Annotated in this window: 13 protein-coding genes; 4 read left to right on the top strand and 9 right to left on the bottom strand. The window is 70.8% G+C overall.

Going from position 1 to position 19535, the window contains the following annotated elements:
• Positions 1–86 precede the first annotated feature (86 nt).
• From ACGF2V_RS06440 to ACGF2V_RS06410, 7 genes are all read right to left on the bottom strand, one after another.
• Positions 87–803 (bottom strand): ABC transporter ATP-binding protein, encoded by a 717-nt coding sequence (locus ACGF2V_RS06440; protein WP_362703834.1) that lies wholly within the window; start codon positions 801–803, stop codon positions 87–89.
• Positions 800–1762, bottom strand: coding sequence for an ABC transporter ATP-binding protein (locus ACGF2V_RS06435; RefSeq protein WP_362704126.1), 963 nt, complete (start codon positions 1760–1762; stop codon positions 800–802). Before ACGF2V_RS06435 ends, ACGF2V_RS06440 begins: the two co-directional genes overlap by 4 nt.
• A 5-nt stretch (positions 1763–1767) precedes the next feature.
• Positions 1768–3564 carry a branched-chain amino acid ABC transporter permease gene (locus tag ACGF2V_RS06430; RefSeq protein WP_362621118.1) on the bottom strand — a complete coding sequence of 599 codons (1797 nt, stop codon included), beginning with the start codon at positions 3562–3564 and terminating at the stop codon, positions 1768–1770.
• A 5-nt stretch (positions 3565–3569) separates the two neighbouring features.
• Positions 3570–4499, bottom strand: a complete 930-nt coding sequence (locus ACGF2V_RS06425) for a branched-chain amino acid ABC transporter permease (protein WP_362621116.1) — start codon at positions 4497–4499, stop codon at positions 3570–3572.
• Between the two features lie 104 nt (positions 4500–4603).
• Positions 4604–5830, bottom strand: coding sequence for a branched-chain amino acid ABC transporter substrate-binding protein (locus tag ACGF2V_RS06420; protein ID WP_362621115.1), 1227 nt, complete (start codon positions 5828–5830; stop codon positions 4604–4606).
• Positions 5831–6578: 748 nt separating this feature from the next.
• A complete protein-coding gene (locus ACGF2V_RS06415; protein ID WP_362621113.1) occupies positions 6579–7049 on the bottom strand; it encodes a hotdog fold thioesterase in 471 nt (156 codons plus the stop codon).
• A 329-nt stretch (positions 7050–7378) separates the two neighbouring features.
• The gene (locus ACGF2V_RS06410) at positions 7379–9670 is read right to left on the bottom strand and encodes an FdhF/YdeP family oxidoreductase (RefSeq protein ID WP_362703832.1); all 2292 of its coding nucleotides are present in this window, start codon (positions 9668–9670) and stop codon (positions 7379–7381) included.
• Between the two features lie 203 nt (positions 9671–9873).
• Here ACGF2V_RS06410 and polA point away from each other — a divergent pair, with 203 nt between their 5' ends.
• A complete protein-coding gene (gene polA, locus ACGF2V_RS06405) occupies positions 9874–12585 on the top strand; it encodes a DNA polymerase I (protein WP_362621110.1) in 2712 nt (903 codons plus the stop codon).
• A gap of 205 nt (positions 12586–12790) precedes the next feature.
• On the opposite strand, the gene ACGF2V_RS06400 is transcribed toward polA, so the two are convergent.
• Entirely contained in the window at positions 12791–13648 is an 858-nt protein-coding gene (locus ACGF2V_RS06400; RefSeq protein ID WP_362703829.1) for a DUF4184 family protein, read from the bottom strand.
• Positions 13649–13832: 184 nt separating this feature from the next.
• Between ACGF2V_RS06400 and ACGF2V_RS06395 the strand changes: the two genes are divergently transcribed.
• The 3 genes from ACGF2V_RS06395 to ACGF2V_RS06385 all read left to right on the top strand — a co-directional run bounded on the left by ACGF2V_RS06395 (position 13833) and on the right by ACGF2V_RS06385 (position 16957).
• Positions 13833–15530 (top strand): lytic murein transglycosylase, encoded by a 1698-nt coding sequence (locus ACGF2V_RS06395; protein ID WP_362703827.1) that lies wholly within the window; start codon positions 13833–13835, stop codon positions 15528–15530.
• 168 nt (positions 15531–15698) lie between these two features.
• Positions 15699–15839 (top strand): SPW_0924 family protein, encoded by a 141-nt coding sequence (locus ACGF2V_RS06390; RefSeq protein WP_362621105.1) that lies wholly within the window; start codon positions 15699–15701, stop codon positions 15837–15839.
• A gap of 104 nt (positions 15840–15943) precedes the next feature.
• Positions 15944–16957: a DUF3068 domain-containing protein gene (locus tag ACGF2V_RS06385; RefSeq protein ID WP_362703825.1), complete on the top strand. Its 1014-nt coding sequence runs from the start codon at positions 15944–15946 to the stop codon at positions 16955–16957.
• Here the strand turns inward: ACGF2V_RS06385 and hrpB are convergent.
• Positions 16941–19442 (bottom strand): ATP-dependent helicase HrpB, encoded by a 2502-nt coding sequence (hrpB, locus tag ACGF2V_RS06380; RefSeq protein ID WP_362703823.1) that lies wholly within the window; start codon positions 19440–19442, stop codon positions 16941–16943. The genes ACGF2V_RS06385 and hrpB overlap by 17 nt on opposite strands.
• Between the last annotated feature and the right edge of the window lie 93 nt (positions 19443–19535).

The raw sequence follows: 19535 nt of genomic DNA, 5'->3' as shown, positions 1-19535 counted from the left end.
AGGCCCGCACCGGTTCGACCGGGTGCGGGCCTCGTCCGTTCGTGGCTCAGGTGCCGTCGCGGGGTCCCTGCGCGGCGCCGGTGGGGTCAGTCCTCGCCGAGGTAGGCCTTGCGGACGGACTCGTCGTGCAGGAGGTCCGCGCCGGTGCCGGAGAGGACGATCCTGCCGACCTCCATGACGTGGCCCTGGTCGGCGAGGGAGAGTGCTGCCTGGGCGTTCTGTTCGACGAGCAGGATGGTGGTGCCCTGGGCCTTGAGTTCGGCGATGGTCTCCATGATCTTCTGCATCATGATCGGGGAGAGGCCCATGGAGGGTTCGTCGAGCATCAGGAGCTTGGGCCGGCACATGAGGGCCCTGCCCATGGCGAGCATCTGCTGTTCGCCGCCCGAGAGGGTTCCGGCGGCTTGTTTGCGGCGTTCCCCGAGGATGGGGAAGAGGTCGTAGGCGCGCTGGATGTCCTGTTCGATGCCTGCCTTGTCGTTGCGGAGGTAGGCGCCGAGCTGGAGGTTCTCGGTGATCGTCAGCCGGGGGAAGATGTGGCGTCCCTCGGGGGAGTGGGCGAGGCCCAGGGAGACGATCTTGTGGGCGGGGGTGTTGCCGAGGGGCTGTCCGTCGAAGACGATGCTGCCGCCGGCGGGTTTGAGCAGCCCGGAGAGGGTGCGCAGGGTGGTGGTCTTGCCGGCGCCGTTGGTGCCGATGAGGGTGACGATCTGGCCGGCTTGGACGGTGAAGGAGATGCCCTTGACGGCTTCGATCTTGCCGTAGGCGACGCGGAGGTCCTGGACTTCCAGCAGGGTGGTCATCGGGGGTCCTCCTCGGTGCCGTCGGCGCCGGTGGTGCTGGTCGTGCCGGTGGTGCCGGCGGTGTCGGCCGTGGCGGTGGTGTCGGCGGTGCCGGTGTCGGTCGTCCTGTGGGCCTCGGCCTCGGCGGCTTCGACCTCGGCGGCTTCTTCGGCGCCGGGGGCGCCTTCGAAGGGGGTGCCGAGGTAGGCGGCGACGACGCGTTCGTCGCTCTGGACGACGTCGGCGGTGCCTTCGACGAGTTTCTCGCCCTGGACGAGGACGGCGACGCGGTCGCAGAGGTTGAAGATGAACCGCATGTCGTGCTCGATGACGAGGACGGCGATGCCCTGGTCGCGGATGGCGAAGATGAGTTCTTCGGTGACGCGGGTTTCCTGCGGGTTCATGCCGGCGGTGGGCTCGTCGAGGAGCAGGAGGCCGGGTTCGCTGGCCAGTGCGCGGGCGATCTCCAGTTTGCGCTGGTCTCCGTAGGGGAGGTTGCGCGCGAGGTGGTCGGCCTTGTCCGCCAGGCCGATGAACTCCAGGAGTTCCATGGCGCGTTCGCGGCTGGCGTTCTCGGCCCTGGTGAAGCCGGGAAGGCGCAGGAGGGCGGACCAGAGTCCTTCCTTGGTCCGGGTGTGGCGTCCGACGAGGACGTTTTCCAGGACGGTCATGTTGGCGAAGAGCCGGATGTTCTGGAAGGTGCGGGCGATGCCTGCCTGGGTGACGAGGTGGGGTTTGGGCGGCAGGACGGTGCCCTTGTAGCTGACCTTGCCCTCGGTGGGGACGTAGAGGCCGGTGAGGCAGTTGAAGAAGGTGGTCTTGCCGGCGCCGTTGGGGCCGATGAGGCCGACGATCTCGCCGGTGTTGACGGTGAGGTCGACTCCGCGTACGGCGGTGAGGCCGCCGAAGCGCATGGTGACCCCGTTGGCGTCGAGGACGGTGGTGGCGTTGTTCGTGGTGGGGGTTTTGGTGGTGGTCATGGTGGTCACGCCCCCGCCTTGGCGATGTTGGCGCCGGTTTCGTCGGACTGCCGCGGTTCCGGTACGTCGGGCTGGTCGGACTCGTGGAATTCGAGCTGCTTCCTGCGGTCGGCGACCAGGCCCTCGGGGCGCAGGCGCATGAGGAGGATGAGTGCGACGCCGAAGAGGAAGAGCTGGTAGTCCTGCATGAATTGCAGCTTGGCCGGGATGAGGTAGAGGAGTGCGGCGCCGACGAGGGGTCCGCTGAGGGTTCCCATGCCGCCGAGGATGACGGCGGCGAGGAGGAAGGCGGAGTTGGGGGGTACGGAGCCGGCGAACTGGTACTGCTCGGGGGTCACGGTGTAGTTGACGTGTGCCTGGACGGTTCCGGCGAGTCCGGCGAGGGTCGCGCCGAGGGCGAAGGCGAGCAGTTTGAGGCGGAAGGCGTTGATGCCCATGGCGGTGGCGGCGGTCTCGTCCTCGCGGATGGCGACCCAGGCGCGGCCGATGCGGGATTCTCCGGAGCGGCGGAAGACGAGGACGACGACGGCGGTGAAGAGGAGCATGAGCAGGTAGTAGTTGGCGGACCTGCCGAGGCTGAAGCCGAGGACGTCGTGCTTGGTTCCGAAGTCGAAACCGAAGAAGTTGAGGTCGGGGATGCTGGGGATGCCTTGGGAGCCGTTGGTGAGGTCGGGGCCGCTGTTGCCGTTGAGGTTGTTGACGGTGAGGCGGAAGATTTCACCGAATCCGAGGGTGACGATGGCGAGGTAGTCGCCGCGCAGCCGTAGCGTCGGTGCGCCGATGAGGACGCCGAAGACGAGTGAGGCGGCGGCGCCGGTGAGTACGGCGGCCCAGAAGGGGAATTCGACGCCGATGGCCGACATGGTGGAGCCGGAGACGAGGGCGGCGGCGTAGGCGCCGACGCCGAGGAAGGCGACGTATCCGAGGTCGAGGAGGCCGGCGAGGCCGACGACGACGTTGAGGCCGAGCGCGACGGTGCCGAAGATGAGGATGTTGGCGCCGATGAGCGCGTATTCCTCTTTCTGCTGGGTGAAGGGGAAGCAGACGGCTGCGACGAGGGCGGCGGTGAGGGTGATGTTGCGGTGCTTCGCGGTCAGCGCGGTGAGGCGGGAGACGAGTCCGGCGCGATGGAGTGCGGTGAAGGCGAAGCCGGTGGTGATGAGGAAGCCGATGAAGAGTTCGGTGTAGTCGGTGTCGATGCCGTAGCTGAAGACGTGGAGGCCGATGCCGAACGCGATGACGATGATGAGGATTTCGGCCCAGTCGGGGAGTGCTTTGGCCCGGGGTGCGGACGGGGCGCGGAGGCTGTCGCGGAAGCGTTCCCAGGCGGTGGTGGTGCCGGTGCCGGTGGGGGGCTGGTCGGTGGGGAGTCCGAGTGCGGCGATGGCGGCGATGAGTGCGCCGATGCCGCTGACCCAGGCGCCGGGTTCCAGGTTGATGAGGCCGCCGAGGGCGTAGGAGATGGCGCCGAGGGTGTAGCCGGTGGTGCCGAGGGTGCCGAGGGCGAGGAGGCGGACGGGGCTGTTGGTGCCGCCGGGGGTGAGCCAACGGAGGCCGCGGATGCCGTATCCGGAGAGTGTGAGGAGGAGGGTGAGTGCGGCGCTGATGAGGGTGAGGATCTGGAGGCCGCCGGGGTAGCCGGTGACGGTGAGGTCGCCGGGGAATTCCTTGGTCCAGGTCCAGGCGAGGAAGGTGCCGGCGAGTGCGAGTGCGGCGCCTGTGAGGGTGGCGATGCGGGCTGCTGCGGGGGGGATGGGGAGGAGGGGTGCGGTGTGCGGTGTGGTGGTGTGGTTGGTGGTCATCCGTATCACGCCCGATCCGCGACGCGTTCGCCGAGCAGGCCCTGGGGTCGGAGCAGCAGGACGATGATGAGGAGGACGAAGGCCCATACGTCCTTCCAGGCGCCGCCGCCGAAGAGTTCCATGCCGGGGACGTTGCTCATGTAGCCGGTGGCGAGGGATTCGGCGATGCCGAGGACGACGCCGCCGAGCATGGCGCCGTAGATGTTGCCGATGCCGCCGAGTACGGCTGCGGTGAAGGCTTTGAGGCCCATGATGAAGCCCATTTTGAAGCCGATCTGGCCGTTTTTGAGTCCGTAGGCGACGGCGGCGACGGCGGCGAACGCGGCACCGATGGCGAAGGCCATGACGATGATGCGGTCGGTGTTGATGCCCATGAGCTTGGCGGTGTCGGGGTCCTGGCTGGTGGCTTGCATGCCGCGGCCGGCGCGGGTCTTGGAGACGAAGAGGCCGAGGGCGATCATGCAGATGGGGGCGGTGATGAGGACGAAGAGGTCACCGCGTTGGATGTGGGCGCCGAGGATGTCGAAGGCGTCGCCCTTGAACTGGGGGAAGGAGCGGTCCTTCTTGGCGTCGGGGTACCACTTCCAGATGGCTTGCTGGAGTGCGAGGGAGAGTCCGATCGCGGTGATGAGGGGGGCGAGTCGGGGGGCGCCTCGCAGGGGCCGGTAGGCGAAGCGTTCGGCGGCTGTGCCGACGGCGACGGAGCACAGGACGCCGCCGATGATCATGAGTGGGATGATCGCGAGGAGGGAGACGCCGGCCGGCATCCAGAGGTACACGGTGAGAGCTCCGAAGCCTCCGATCATGAAGATCTCGCCGTGGGCGAAGTTGATGAGCTGGATGATTCCGTAGACCATCGTGTAGCCGATCGCGATGAGTCCGTACATCGCGCCGAGGATGAGTCCATTGGCCAGCTGTTGCGGCAGTTCGTTCACCGCAGGGCCTCCGTGGAGTGGTTCGGATATGGCACCGCGCGGGGCGCTGGTGGCGCTCCCGCGCGGTCTGGGTCACTTCGGGTTGCCCGGGAGGGCGGCGGTGGTCAGGGCTTGTAGACCTCGCTGATCTTGGAGGTCCACTTGCCGCCGTCGACCTGGTAGGCGGTCATCATGGTGTTGGTGGTGTCGCCGTATTCGTCGAAGGAGACGGGGCCGGTGACGCCGTCGAACTTGACCTTGGCCATGGCTTCGAGGACCTTGGCGCGCAGATCGTCGGGGGCCTTGCCGTTGTTGTCGGCGACGGCGATCTTGACGGCTTCGATGATGGACCAGGTGGCGTCGTAGGTGCCGCCGCCGTATGCCTCGTAGGCGTCCTTGTATCCGGCGGTCTTGTAGTCGGCGATGAACTTCTTGGCGGAGTCGAGTTCTTCGACGGGCTTGCCGACGGAGGTGGCGATGTCGCCCTGGGCCTTCTTGTTGAGCTTGATGAAGTCGGCGCTGTACATGCCGTCGCCGCCCATGAGGGGGATCTGGACGCTGTCCTTGAGCTGCTGGCTCAGGGGGGCGCCGGCGGGGTATTCGCCGCCGTAGTAGACGGCCTTGGCGCCGGACTTCTTGACCTTGGTGACGACGGCGTTGAAGTCGCGGTCGTCGGGGTTGACGTGGTCGTTGCCGACGATCTTGCCGCCGAGGGAGGTGAAGGTGTTCTTGAAGGAGGCGGCGAGGCCGGCGCCGTAGGGCTTCTGGTCGTCGATGAGGTAGACCTGCTTGATCTTCGCGTTGTTGTAGAGGTACTTCGCGGCGAAGGCGCCCTGGATCTGGTCCGTGGTGGCGGTGCGGAAGTAGGTCTTGTAGGGGCGCTTCTTGTCGCCGGTCTTCCAGTTCTCGCCCTGGGTGAGTTCGGTGCCGGTGTTGGCGGGGGAGACCTGGGTGAGGCCGGCGTCGTTGAGGGGCTTTTGCATCGACTGGGAGACGCCGGAGTTGAGCGGTCCGACGACGCCGACGACGGTGTCGTCGTCGATGAACTTCTGGGCGTTCTGCTGGCCGACGGAGGGCTGTGCCTGGTCGTCGAGGGGCTTGACCTCGAACGTGATGCCGGGGACGGTCTTTTCCTTGTTGGCCGTCTTGGCGGCGAGGTCGGCGGAGTTCTTGATGCCGAGGCCGAGGGCGGAGAGGTCGCCGGTGATGGGTGCGTCGACGCCGATGACGACGGTCTTGGTGCCGCTGTCGCCGCCGCCGGTGTTGCTGTCGTCGCGCGACCCGCAGGCGGTGAGTGTCAGTGCTCCTGTGGTGAGGACTGCGGTGAGGATGAGCGAGGAACGGTGTCGCACGAAAGGTCCTTTCCCTGGCGCGGCCTCCTCTGCTTGAGGTGCCGTGTCGTTCGCCGGGCCGTACGGGTGGTACAGGGCCGTGCTGGTTGACGCGCCCGGCGGCGCGGTGACTGGCCGTGACTCTAGGCGCAGGTGCGGTGGTGGGGGATGGGTCCGCCGCAGGATGTGACTTTCTTGTTATGCCCTTGAGCAAGGCTTGAGGTGGCTGTGCGGACATGTACGTCTTTTTACCGGCCGGTGAAAGTGGCCGAATGGTGAGAACTCGCAGCTCTGCTAAGGGGCTTGAGTAGATCTTGGTGCTGTCGCCCGGTGTGGGCGAGTGGGGTGCGGGCGGGCCTGCGGGTGTGGTGTCGGGGTGTTCGCGGGGCCGGATACGGGTGTTGTGTGCGTGGCCTGCACACACCGTCCGTCGATTACTCAGCGTGATGCATGTGGTGGTGTGGTTGACGCGGTGTTGTGTGTGCGGGCGGTGCGCTTGGGTGTGATTCGGGTGTCGGGTGGGTCTATCAACGTACGGTGACGCCAAGGTTGTTGATCACAGAGATGGTCAACTTGGCTTTGCTTCACGTGAGTTGTGCGGGAAATGAGAATGCCCGGCCGGATCTCGGTCCGGCCGGGCGATGGTGCCGGCGTGTGGCGCGCGGCGGTGGTGCGTGGTGTGCGGTTGGGTTGTGCGATGGGGTGTGTTTCGGTCAGCGGTGCGGGGCGCGGGGGTCGGGCGGCGCCGGGGCGGGCTGCCGGGATTCGGTCAGGCCGCGTCGGGGCGCGGTGCGTCGCGGAGCAGGCAGGTGAGGCGGGCGGTGCAGACCCGCTTGTCGTGCTCGTCGGTGATGACGATCTCGTAGGTGGCGGTGGAGCGGCCGCGGTGCACGGGGGTGGCGATGCCCGTGACGAGTCCGCTGCGCACGCCGCGGTGGTGGGTGCAGTTGAGGTCCACGCCGACGGCGACCTTCGTGGCGCCGCCGTGGAGCATGGATCCGACCGAGCCGAGGGTCTCGGCGAGTACGGCGGAGGCGCCGCCGTGGAGCAGTCCGTACGGCTGGGTGTTGCCCTCGACGGGCATGGTGCCGACGACGCGGTCGGCGGATGCCTCGACGATCGTGACGCCCATGCGTTCGCCGAGGTGGCCGGCGGAGAAGAGGGCGGGGAGGTCGACGCCGAGTGCGGCGTATTCGTCGATGATCTCCTGGGGGAACGTGGGAGTGGTGTGCTCGCCCATGCTGGCCTGCTCCGATCGTCTGCGATCCCTGGGGGCTTCGGTCTGTCTGCGTCGTTCATATCAGACGACTGAGCGGTCGCTTAGGTCGTGTGATGTACGGGACAGTCCGGCGCGGGCGCGGCCCGTTGGGCGGTCCGGCCCGTTGGGCGGTCCGGCTCGTCGGGTGGGTCGCTCCCGGGGCCGGGGCGGGGTGACGCCCCGGGGACGCCCGGGTCGAGGGCGCCGCTCCGGGCGGGGCCTCGTCCCCGGTCACCGCTGGCCGTTCCGGGCCGTCCCCGGGTGCCCCCGGTCATCCCCGGGCGCCCCCGGTCACCCGCGGCTTTTGCCGGTCAACCCCGGATGTCCCCGACACGGACGTTCTCGAAACGCACGACGACGGACTTGCTCGCGGGGGTGTTGCTGGTGTCGGCGGTGGAGTCGAGGGGGACCAGCACATTGGTCTCCGGGTAGTAGGCGGCGGCGCAGCCGCGGGCGGTCGGGTAGTGCACGACGCGGAAGCCGGGGGCGCGCCGTTCCACGCTGTCCTTCCACTCGCTGACGAGGTCGGTGTACGCGCCGTCGGGCAGGTCGAGGTCGTGTGCGTCGTCGGGGTTGACCAGGACGACGCGTCGGCCGCCCTTGATGCCGCGGTAGCGGTCGTCGAGGCCGTAGATCGTGGTGTTGTACTGGTCGTGCGAGCGCAGGGTCTGCAACAGCAGTCTGCCGTCGGGGAGTTCGGGGTGTTCGACGGGTGCGGCGGTGAAGTTGGCCCGGCCGGTCGCGGTGGGGAAGCGGCGTTCGTCGCGAGGGGCGTGGGGGAGGGTGAAGCCGCCGGGGTGTGCGATGCGGGCGTTGAAGTCCTCGAAGCCGGGGACGACGCGGGAGATGCGGTCGCGGACGGTCGCGTAGTCCTTCTCGAACTCCTCCCAGGGGGTGGCCGATCCGGGGCCGAGGACGGCGCGGGCGAGGCGGGCGATGATGGCGGGTTCGGAGAGCAGGTGCGGGCTCGCGGGGGTGAGGTTGCCGCGGGAGGCGTGGACCATGCTCATGGAGTCCTCGACCGTGACGAACTGCCTGCCGCTCGCCTGGACGTCCTTGTCGGTGCGGCCCAGGGTGGGCAGGATCAGGGCCCGGGTGCCGGTCACCGCGTGGGAGCGGTTGAGTTTGGTGGAGACGTGGACGGTGAGGCGGGCCCGTCGCATCGCGGCCTCGGTGACCTCGGTGTCCGGGGTGGCGGCGACGAAGTTGCCGCCCATGGCGAAGAAGACCTTGGCGTCGCCGTCGCGCAGGGCACGGATGGAGCGCACGACGTCGTATCCGTGGTGGCGCGGCGAGGTGATCGAGAATTCCTTGTCGAGGGCGTCGAGGAACGCGGCCGGGGGCCGTTCGAAGATGCCCATGGTGCGGTCGCCCTGGACGTTGGAGTGTCCGCGCACGGGGCAGACGCCGGCGCCGGGGCGGCCTATGTTTCCGCGCAGGAGGAGGAAGTTGACGATCTCGCGGATGGTCGGCACGGAGTGCTTGTGCTGGGTGAGGCCCATGGCCCAGCACACGATGGTGCGTTTCGAGGCGAGGACCATGGCGAGGGCTTCTTCGATGGCGGCGCGGTCGAGGCCGGTGGCGGCGAGGGTCCGGTCCCAGTCGGCCTCGCGGGCCGTGGCGGCGAATTCCTCGTAGCCGTGGGTGTGTTCCCGGACGAAGGCTTCGTCGACGGCGCCGTCGGTCTGGAGGACGAGCTTGTTGAGGAGGCGGAAGAGGGCCTGGTCGCCGCCGATGCGGATCTGCAGGAAGAGGTCGGTGAGCGGGGTTCCCCTGAGCATGCCGTACGGGGTCTGGGGGTTCTTGAACCGTTCCAGTCCGGCCTCGGGCAGCGGGTTGACCGAGATGATCCTGGCCCCGGCGGACTTGGCCTTCTCCAGGGCGGAGAGCATGCGGGGGTGGTTGGTGCCGGGGTTCTGTCCGGCGATGATGATCAGGTCGGCGTGGTGGAGGTCCTCCAGGGAGACGCTGCCCTTGCCGATGCCTATGGTCTCCGTGAGTGCCGAGCCGGAGGACTCGTGGCACATGTTGGAGCAGTCGGGGAGGTTGTTGGTGCCGAATTCGCGGGCGAACAGCTGGAGGAGGAACGCGGCCTCGTTGCTGGTGCGGCCCGAGGTGTAGAAGACGGCCTCGTCGGGGGAGGAGAGCGCGCGTAGTTCCTCGGCGATGATGTCGAAGGCGCGGTCCCAGGTCACCGGCTCGTAGTGGTCGGCGCCCTCGGGGAGGTACATGGGGTGGGTGATCCGTCCCTGCTGGCCGAGCCAGTATCCGCTGCGGGCGGCGAGGACGGGCAGGGGGTGTGCGGCGAAGAACTCGGGGGTGACGCGGCGCAGCGTCGCTTCCTCGGCGACGGCCTTGGCGCCGTTCTCGCAGAATTCCGCGGTGTGCCGGTGGTCGCCCTCGGGCCAGGCGCAGCCGGGGCAGTCGAAGCCGTTCTTCTGGTTGACCTTGAGGAGGGTCTGGGCGGTGCGCCGGATGCCCATCTGCTGCCGGGCGGCGCTCAGGCTGTGGGCGACGGCGGGCAGGCCGGCGGCGGTGTGCCGGACCGGTCCGACCTGGGGCGCGTCCTGGACCGGGTCACCTGCGGGGGGCTTCGTGGCCATGGTGCGGTTCCTTTCGGGCCGGGTGCGGACCGTGTCGTGCCGTGCGTGCTGCGTGCCGTGTGCGTCGTGCGGAGGCTGTTCTCCCCAGTTCTTTGCTCGATCCTGTCACGCGGGGGCGGCGGGCGGGACGGCCGTGCGTCGACGAATGCGGCCGAGCGACGCCCGGTCGGGCATTGTCGGTGGTCCGTGGCAGGATCGGGGGCGTGGCTGAGACGGCATCGAAGAAGACGGCAGACAACCGACCGCGCCTGCTCCTGATGGACGGGCATTCCCTGGCGTACCGGGCGTTCTTTGCGCTGCCCGCCGAGAATTTCACGACGGGGTCGGGGCAGACGACCAACGCGGTGTACGGCTTCGCGTCGATGCTGGCGAACACGTTGCGTGATGAGGCGCCCACGCATTTCGCGGTGGCGTTCGACGTCTCCCGCAAGACGTGGCGCTCGGAGGAGTTCCCGGAGTACAAGGCGAACCGTTCGACGACCCCGGACGAGTTCAAGGGGCAGGTCGAGCTGATCGGTGAGCTGCTCGACGCGATGCGCGCGGACCGTTTCGCGGTCGACGGCTTCGAGGCGGACGACGTCATCGCCACGCTGGCGACGCAGGCCGAGGCGGCCGGTTTCGAGGTGCTGATCGTCACCGGTGACCGGGACTCGTTCCAGCTGATCACCGACAACATCACGGTGCTGTATCCGACGAAGGGCGTGTCGGAGCTCACGCGGTTCACCCCGGAGAAGGTCGAGGAGAAGTACGGGCTCTCGCCGCGGCAGTATCCGGACTTCGCGGCGCTGCGCGGTGACCCGTCGGACAACCTTCCGGGTATCCCGGGCGTCGGGGAGAAGACCGCCGCGAAGTGGATCAAGCAGTTCGGTTCGTTCGCCGAGCTGGTGGAGCGCGCGGAGGAGGTCAAGGGCAAGGCCGGGCAGAATTTCCGGGACCACCTGGACGCGGTGCGGATGAACCGTCGGCTGACGGAGATGGTCCGTGACGTGGAGCTGGCGAAGACCCCGCAGGACCTGGAGCGCGCGCCGTACGACCGCACGGCGGTGACGGGTGTGCTGGACGTCCTGGAGATCCGTAACCCGAGCCTGCGTGAGCGGCTGATGGCCGTCGATCCGGGCGCGGCCGAGGACGAGGGCCCGGTGCCCGCGGCGGGCGTCGAGCTGGACGGCGCGGTGCTGGGCGCGGGCGAGCTGGCGCCGTGGCTGGCGGAGCACGGCGGGGAGCCGCTGGGTGTCGCCACGGTCGACACCTGGGCGCTCGGTACGGGCGCGGTCACCGAGGTCGCGCTGGCCGCGGCGGGGGGTGCGGCGGCCTGGTTCGATCCCGCGGAGCTCGACGAGGTCGACGAGCGGGCGTTCGCCGCATGGATCGCCGACGAGGCGCGGCCGAAGGTGATGCACAACGCGAAGAGCGCCATGCGGGTCTTCCCGGAGCACGGCTGGCGGGTCGAGGGCGTCGCGATGGACACGGCGCTGGCCGCCTACCTGGTCAAGCCGGGCCGCCGTTCCTTCGCGCTCGACGCGCTGGCGGTGGAGTACCTGGGCCGGGAGCTGGCGCCCGCGGCGGCGCCCGACGGGCAGTTGGCCTTCGGTGCGGACGACCGGGCGGAGGCGGACGCGTTGATGGCGCAGGCCCGCGCGGTCCTGGACCTGGGCGAGGCGTTCGGCGCCCGGCTGGCGGAGGTCGGTGCGGCGGAGCTGCTGCACGACATGGAGCTGCCGACGTCCGCGCTGCTGGCCCGTCTGGAGCGGCACGGCATCGCGGCCGACCGGGACCATCTGGAGGGCATGGAGGAGCAGTTCGCCGGTGCGGTGCAGCAGGCGGTGAAGGAGGCGCACGCGGCGGTCGGCCGGGAGTTCAACCTCGGTTCGCCCAAGCAGCTCCAGGAAGTCCTCTTCGGCGAGCTGGGGCTGCCCAGGACGAAGAAGACGAAGACCGGGTACACGACGGACGCCGACGCCCTGGCGTGGCTGGCCGCGCAGACGGAGCACGAGCTGCCGGTGATCATGCTGCGCCACCGGGAGCAGGCGAAGCTGCGGGTCACGGTCGAGGGCCTGATCAAGACGATCGCGGCGGACGGCCGTATCCACACCACGTTCAACCAGACGGTGGCGGCGACGGGCCGGCTCTCCTCGACCGACCCCAATCTGCAGAACATCCCGGTGCGTACGGACGAGGGCCGGGCCATCCGCCGGGGCTTCGTCGTCGGCGAGGGCTTCGAGTCGCTGATGACGGCCGACTACAGCCAGATCGAGCTGCGGGTGATGGCTCATCTCTCGGAGGACGCGGGCCTGATCGAGGCGTTCACCTCCGGTGAGGATCTGCACACGACGGTCGCCTCGCAGGTGTTCGGCGTCGACAAGTCGGCCGTCGACCCGGAGATGCGCCGCAAGATCAAGGCCATGAGCTACGGGCTGGCGTACGGGCTCTCCGCGTTCGGTCTCTCCCAGCAGCTGAACATCGAGGCGGGTGAGGCACGCGGTCTGATGGACACCTACTTCGAGCGGTTCGGCGGGGTGCGCGACTATCTGCACCGTGTGGTGGAGGAGGCCAGGGCCACCGGATACACGGAGACGGTCTTCGGCCGCCGCCGTTATCTCCCGGACCTCAACAGCGACAACCGCCAGCGGCGTGAGATGGCCGAGCGCATGGCGCTCAACGCGCCGATCCAGGGCACGGCGGCGGACATCGTCAAGGTCGCCATGCTCAAGGTGGACCGGGCGCTGACCGAGGCGGCGCTGAAGTCGCGGATGCTCCTTCAGGTCCATGACGAGATCGTCCTGGAGATCGCGGCGGGGGAGCGTGCGCGGGTGGAGGAGATCGTGCGACACGAGATGGCCACGGCCGTGCGGTTGCGCGCCCCCCTGGACGTGTCGGTCGGTGTGGGCACGGACTGGGAGTCGGCGGCCCACTGACCCGGGTACGGTCCGCCGGTCCGCGGGTATGGCCCATCGACCGGTGGGCGTGGCCCACGGGGCCGGCGGTGTCGGACGGGCCGCCCGGGGTCTTCGGACATCCAGGGCACCCGGGGCCTCGGGCCGCCCCGGGACCGTCGGGCCACCACGCCTCGGGGCCGCGGGTGGCGACGGGGTGCGGTTTTGCTGTCCCGGGCCCGTCGGGTCAGCCGGGTGACCCGGGCCGTCCCGCTGCGGAGGGGGACGCGGGTGCGGGTGGGCGCGATCGCCGCAGCCGCATCCACACTCCGTACAGCACCAGGCCCGCCGCCAGCCCCGCCCCGGCGCCGAAGCAGGCCGTCGGGACGATGTCCAGCGGGTCGCCGACGCGGCCGAAGTACGCGTACCAGCGTGCGCACCGGTGCGCGACGCCGAGCAGGACGCAGACACCCAGCAGCGCCCCCGCCGCCCACCGGCCCCGGCGGTTCAGCACCGGCACGCCCGGTGGGACCGGCCGCGCCCCGGTCCGCCGCAGCCCCGACACCGCGAACCATGCGAGCACGGCCAGGGCCACCGCCGAACTGCCGTACTGCACCAGTTGGAACACGGGACGTCCCCCGAGGCTTCCGTCGAGCCCCGGGACCAGCCGCACGCCCCAGCGGTCGTGATGGGTGAAGGCATCCCAGACGACGTGGGTGGCGGCCCCGACGACCGCCGACACCGCGAACCACGCGCCGTCCCGGACACGCCGCGGCCCGCGCCCGGCCGCGGGCCTGCCCCGCAGGAACGCGTGTGTCCGCCCCTGCCAGGCCCCGGGCAGCAGCGCCACCAGCGGATCGCGCAGAACCTGCCACAGCGCCACCGCCGCCGCGGTGATCAGCACATCGACCGTGAGCACACCCCGCACCGAGTGGGTGACCGCCCCGAACTCCATGGCGCCGGGGACCACGCTGTCCGCGAAGTACGTCAGGTCGGGGGCGAACGAACCCGCGACGAGGGCCGAGGCGACGAATGGGCCGCGCGCCGTGCCGTCGCGCCGTATGCCCGGCAGCACGGCAGCGGCGTGACTGAGTGTGAACGGCATGGCGGCAAGTATGCGTGAGTCGTCCTCACCCCTCGGACAGCCGCCGTACAACTTGTAGGCCGGAATGTGAAAAACAGGTAATAATCGGTCAGTAGACGCTGTGTCAGTCGCATGTGTTGCCGTAGGGTCGCCTGAGTCCTGGCGCCAGGGAGCGCGGGCAGCCGACGACGGGAGGGGCCACGGTATGGCAGCGCAGTTCGGTCGCCGACTTCGCAAGGGGGCGACCACCACGGCCGTGGCCGCCGTCGCCGTGGCGGCGCTCTCCGCCTCGGGTGCTCCGGGCACGCCACTGGCCGATGCGAGCGGCGACGCGCAGGCCACGGGTGCGGCGCCGCAGCCCGACGAGGGCGCGGCCACCGGGAACTCGCCCTATTACACGGAACTGCCGCCGCTGAACACGCCCCACAAGCCGGGCACCACCACCGAGTCGCCCCTCACCGGCGGCGGTTCGCAATCCGGCATACCGGCCTCGGTCCTGGCCGCGTACAAGAAGGCCGAAGGGACCGTCGCCGACAGTGATGCCGCCTGCCGGCTGCCGTGGCAACTGCTCGCCGCGATCGGCAAGGTGGAGTCCGGCCACGCCCGTGGCGGACGGGTCGACGCGGAAGGCACCACCTTCGCCCCGATCCTCGGCCCGGTCCTCGACGGCCGGGGCTTCGCCCTGATCAAGGACACCGACAACGGGGCGTACGACGGGGACGCGACGCACGACCGGGCCGTCGGGCCGATGCAGTTCATCCCGTCCACCTGGGCGACGTGGGGCCAGGACGGCAACGGTGACGGCCGCAAGGACCCCAACAACGTCTACGACGCCGCACTCGCCGCCGCGCGCTACCTCTGCGCGGGCTCGCGCGATCTGGCCGTCGCCGCCGATCTCGACCGGGCGGTCCTGAGTTACAACCACTCGGACGTCTATCTCCGTACGGTCCGCTCCTGGTTCGCGTACTACAAGCGCGGCACCCACGAGATCCCCGACGGCTCGGGCACCGTTTTGCCCGACCTCGGCGCAGGCACGGGCTCGGACTCCGCGACGGACCCCGGCACCACGGGCCCCTCTCCCACGCCGCCTGGGAAGACCGGGCCGAAGCCCGGTTCCAAGCCCAAGCCGAAGCCGCCCTCGTCGAAGCCGGGCACCGATCCGTCGAAGCCCGGCGGCCCGACACCGACGCCTACCCCGACCCCCAAGCCGCCTCGGACCCTCGCACGGGTGGAGAACGCCGGGACCGGCCCGCTGACCGCCACCGCGGGCAGCGCGTTCGCCGAGCGGATCAAGGTGCGGGCCGTGGACACGCTCGGCGGCCCGATGGCCGGGGTGTCCGTCACCTTCACCGTCACCGGCGACACGGACGCCGTCTTCGCCGGCGGGAAGCCCGAGGTCACCGTCTCCACCAAGGCCGACGGCACCGTCACCGCCCCGGTGCTGAAGGCGGGCGAGCGGACGGGGCAGTTCAGGGTGCGGGCCGTCGCCTCCGGCCGTGCGCTGCCCGGCGTCGGTTACACCGCCACCGTCACCGCCCGGCAGGCCGACGAGATCACCAGGATCGGTGACAAGGCCCTGGTGGCCGCGCCCGGCACGGAGTTCGCCGACACCGTCGAGATCGAGGCCACCTACAAGGACGCGATCGCCGCCGGTGTCGCCGTGACCGCCACCCTGATCGACGACGAGGCCGAGCCGTCCGAGAACGACAAGGGCCCGTACTTCAAGGGCGAGAACAACGAGGCGGTCCGTACGCTCACGGGCCTGAGGACGGGCGCGGACGGCAGGCTGGAGCTCCCGAGGCTCTACGCGGACGGCACCACGGGCACGTTCAAGCTGCGCCTCACCACCGAGGGTGGCGCCACGCTCGTCATCGACCTCGTGATCGAGGCCCCCGCGACCTGACCCCTCCGCCCGACCGGCAGCCCGAACGTCCGACAGCCCCTCCGCCATCGCCCGGCGGAGGGGCTGTTCCACGTGTTCCCCTCTCGCGCCCGTGTTGCTACGGTGCCCCAACCCTGACGGCCTGTCAGGTCCGTTGCCGTCGGAACCGTGCTCACCGGGAGGACCGGCATGCGTGCCCTCGTCGCCGCCGCCATCGGACTTGCCGCGGCCCTCGCGCTCGTGCTCACCGTCTGCGCCATCGGGGCCCCGCCCGGACAGACCTCGCCCGAACCCTTGCTGACCACCGTCCCGGGACCCAAGAAGCAGTGATCTCCCGGGAACCGAGAACCACCTGAAGCAACCGCTCGACAAGCAGCCGCGCCACACGAAACGTCCAGCGCAAGCAGCCGCGCAAGCTGAGGGAGGGCACCACCATGCACCGCCGAGCCGGCCTCGTACTCCTGGCCCTCGCCGTCTTCTTCGCCGCCTTGGCGCCCCTGCTGCGCTGGTACGCCTTCCCGAGGCTGGCGAAGATCCCGCCCAGCCAGTACCAGGAGGTGGTGCTGGAGGCGAAGCCCGCCACTCTCCTCGACTACAACGACGGCATGAAGGTCAAACAGGTCCCGAAGGTCACCATCGTGCAGACCCTCAAGGGCAACGTGGAGGAATCCGAGCGGATCGAACGCGACGCCGGCCGCGACGTCGTCGTCTGGGACGCCCTCAGCTTCGTCGCCGGTCCCGACGGGAAAATGGTCTCCGAGATCCCCGAGCGCTACATCTTCGACGCGCACAGCCAGGCGCCCGTCCACGCCACCGGCGAAATGGTCGACGGCGACCCGGTCAGGCGCGAGGGCATCGAGTTCAAGTGGCCCTTCCTCACCGAGAAACGCGACTACGAGTACTTCGACGCCCAGTCCCGCACCAGCTCGCCCATCCACTACAAGGGCACCCGCACCTTCCGCGGCATGGACGTCTACTACTTCGAACAGACCGTCCCGTGGACCAAGGTCCCGATGCCGAAGAAGATGCCCATCCAGGGCGTCTCCCCGGAACAGATCGCGAAGACGGGCATGACCCGCTGGTACACCACCAAGCGGATGTTCTGGGTCGACCCGGTCACCGGGGCACCCGTCAACGGCGAGGAGATCCACAAGGAGGAACTGCGCAACGCCAAGGCCATGGGCCTGCCGCAGGACACCGTCACCGTGTTCGCCGGACACGTGAAGATGCGCGAGGACTACATCGAGTCGACCGTCGCCCTGGTCGCCTCGCAGCGCCTGCTGATCCTGCTGCTCACCTCGTACCTGCCCTGGGCTTTCCTGGGCCTGGGCGCCGCGCTGCTCGCCCTCGCGCTGTGGCTGGAGGCACGCTCCCGGCGCCCGGACGACGGACGACCCGCCGGCGCGGCGACGCCCGACGCGGCTCCCGGCCCTACGCCCGCTGCCTGAGCCGGGCGTTGGTGAGCCGCGTCGCTGTCGCCGTCGCGGGGTCCTCCGGCCACGGATGCTTGGGATAACGGCCCCGCAGCTCCGCGCGCACCGCCCGGTAGCCGTCCCGCCAGAACGACGCCAGATCCGCCGTGACCGCCGCGGGCCGCCCGGCGGGGGACAGGAGGTGGACCAGCACGGGCACCCCGGCCACCGTCGGGGTCCGAGCCAGCCCGAACAACTCCTGGAGCTTCACCGCGAGCACGGGCCGCTCCCCGCCGTACTCCACCCTGACCCGGGACCCGCTCGGCACCTCGATCCGTTCCGGCGCCAGCTCGTCCAGCCGGGCCGCCTCACCGGTCGCCCACGGCAGGAGCCGCAGCAGCGCCTGCCCCGCGTCGATCCGCCCCAGGTCGCAGCGGCGCCGGGCCCGAGACAGCTCCGGCTCCAGCCAGTCCCCGGCACGTGCCGACAACGCCTCGTCCGCCACGTCCGGCCAGGGCGCCCCCACCGTCCGGTGCACAAACGCGAGCCGTTCCCGCAACCGCCCGGCCTCCCGCGTCCAGCGCAGCAACCCGAGCCCCTCGCGCCGCAGGCCCTCGACCAGCGCCTCCCGCACGACCGCGGGTTCGGGCTCGGCCAACGGGCGCACCGACAGCTCGACGGCGCCCAGCCGCTCCACCCGGCGGGCCACCACGTCGCCGCCCGCCCAGCGCACCTCCTCGCCCGCGAACCGCAGGTGCCCCGCGGCGGCCCGCGCCGTGGACTCGTCGATCACGGCGGCGAGCCGCACCCGTGCGGACGCCGCGTGCGCGGGCCGGTCGGCGACCGCGACCGCCAACCACGGCGCGCCCCGCAGCCCCGAATCCTCGCGCGTCCGCGCACCCGTCCCCGACACCATCAGGAACGCGCCCTCGCCCCGCGCCCGCGCCACCCGCTCCGGGAACGCCAGCGCGGCCACCAGACCGACGGCGGCGTCGTCCGGGACCGATCCGCCCGCGGCCCCCTCGACCGCGCAGGAGAGCCGCCGGGTCTCCTGCCGCCACCGTGCCGCATACCCGTCCCCGCCCCGTCTGGCGGCCCGCAGCGCCGCCGCCAGGTCGTCCCCGTACTCCCGGGGCGGTTCCTCGCTCAGCAGCGCCACCACCTCGGCGGCCCGTCGCCCGCCGACCTCGGCGGCGCCGTCCAGCAGCGCCCGCGCCAGCCGGGGGTGCACACCCAGCCGGGACATCCGCACGCCCCGGTCGGTGACCCGCCCGCGCGCGTCCACCGCGCCGACCGCCGTCAGCACCTCGCGCGCCGCGCCCATCGCGCCCGGGGGCGGCGGATCGAGCAGCGCCAGGCGCGACGCGTCCGGATCGCCCCAGCAGGCGGCCTGCAACGCGAACGCCGTCAGATCGGCCACCGCGATCTCCGGGGACGGGAATCGCGCGAGCCGCCCGTCCTCCGCCTGCTCCCAGCACCGGTACACCACCCCGGGCGCCTCACGGCCGGCCCGGCCCGCCCGCTGCCGTCCCGTCGCCTGAGAGGCGCGTACGGTCGTCAGCGCGCTCAGCCCCCGCGCGTGATCGGTACGGGGCTCTCTGGCCAGCCCCGAGTCGACCACGACCCGTACCCCGGGCACCGTCAGCGACGACTCCGCGACCGAGGTCGCCAGCACCACCCGCCGGCCGCCGGGCGACCCGGCCAGCACCGCGTCCTGCACCGCCGCCGGCGCCCGCCCGTGCACCTGGAGCACCTCGGCGTCCGTCCCGGCGAGCTGTCCCGCCACCCGGCCGATCTCGCCGACACCGGGCAGGAAGCACAGCACGTCGCCGTCCCGTTCGGCGAGCGCACGGCGCACCGTCGCGGCGACATGCGCCAGCAGCGCCGGATCGACCCTCGTGCCGTGCGGCGGGCGCACCGCCCCGGCGGGTGGTGCCCACACCACCTCCACCGGATGCGAGACGCCCCGCGCCTCCACCACCGGGGCATCGCCCAGCAGCCGCGCCCAGCCCGACGCGTCGGTGGTCGCGGACGCGGCGACCAGTCGCAGATCGGGGCGGAGCGTCTCCCGCACATCGAGGAGGAACGCGGCGACCGTGTCCGCGTCCAGATGCCGCTCGTGGCACTCGTCGACGATCACCACGTCGACCCCGGCCAGTTCCTGGTCGCGCTGGAGCCGCTGGAGCAGCACCCCGGTGGTCACCACCTCCACCACGGTGTCGCGCCCCGCCACCCGCTCCCCGCGGACCGTGAACCCGACCCGCCCGCCGACCCGCTCCCCGAGGAGCCAGGCCATCCGCCGTGCCGCCGCCCGGGCCGCGATCCGGCGCGGCTCGGCGACCACCACCCGGCGCACCGGCCCTTCGCCGGTCAGACCGGCCAGGACCAGCGGCACCAGGGTCGTCTTGCCGGTGCCGGGGGGTGCGCACAACACCGCGGCGCCGCGGTCGTCGAGCGCTCGCTCCAGGACGGGCACGGCGGTGCGAACGGGCAGCTGCTCCAGGGCATCGGTGCGGATCACGCCCCCAGTGTCGTACGAGGACGCGCGGCGGCCTCGATCCGGGACCGCCCCCGGCTCCGCGCGGCGGTCGCGGTCCGGGACCGGACGCGGCCC

The organism is Streptomyces sp. NPDC047982, assembly GCF_043204165.1.
In the GTDB taxonomy this organism is placed as follows: Bacteria; Actinomycetota; Actinomycetes; order Streptomycetales; family Streptomycetaceae; genus Streptomyces.
The sequence above is the reverse complement of the archived record's forward strand: the minus strand, read 5'-3'. Positions and strand labels throughout refer to the sequence as shown.

Coding starts and splice junctions, on each gene's coding strand:
- ACGF2V_RS06435 (WP_362704126.1), bottom strand. CDS start 1,762: ATGACCACCACCAAAACCCCCACCACGAACAACGCCACCACCGTCCTC.
- ACGF2V_RS06440 (WP_362703834.1), bottom strand. CDS start 803: ATGACCACCCTGCTGGAAGTCCAGGACCTCCGCGTCGCCTACGGCAAG.
- ACGF2V_RS06385 (WP_362703825.1), top strand. CDS start 15,944: ATGCACCGCCGAGCCGGCCTCGTACTCCTGGCCCTCGCCGTCTTCTTC.
- ACGF2V_RS06400 (WP_362703829.1), bottom strand. CDS start 13,648: ATGCCGTTCACACTCAGTCACGCCGCTGCCGTGCTGCCGGGCATACGG.
- ACGF2V_RS06410 (WP_362703832.1), bottom strand. CDS start 9,670: ATGGCCACGAAGCCCCCCGCAGGTGACCCGGTCCAGGACGCGCCCCAG.
- ACGF2V_RS06390 (WP_362621105.1), top strand. CDS start 15,699: ATGCGTGCCCTCGTCGCCGCCGCCATCGGACTTGCCGCGGCCCTCGCG.
- ACGF2V_RS06395 (WP_362703827.1), top strand. CDS start 13,833: ATGGCAGCGCAGTTCGGTCGCCGACTTCGCAAGGGGGCGACCACCACG.
- ACGF2V_RS06430 (WP_362621118.1), bottom strand. CDS start 3,564: ATGACCACCAACCACACCACCACACCGCACACCGCACCCCTCCTCCCC.
- ACGF2V_RS06415 (WP_362621113.1), bottom strand. CDS start 7,049: ATGGGCGAGCACACCACTCCCACGTTCCCCCAGGAGATCATCGACGAA.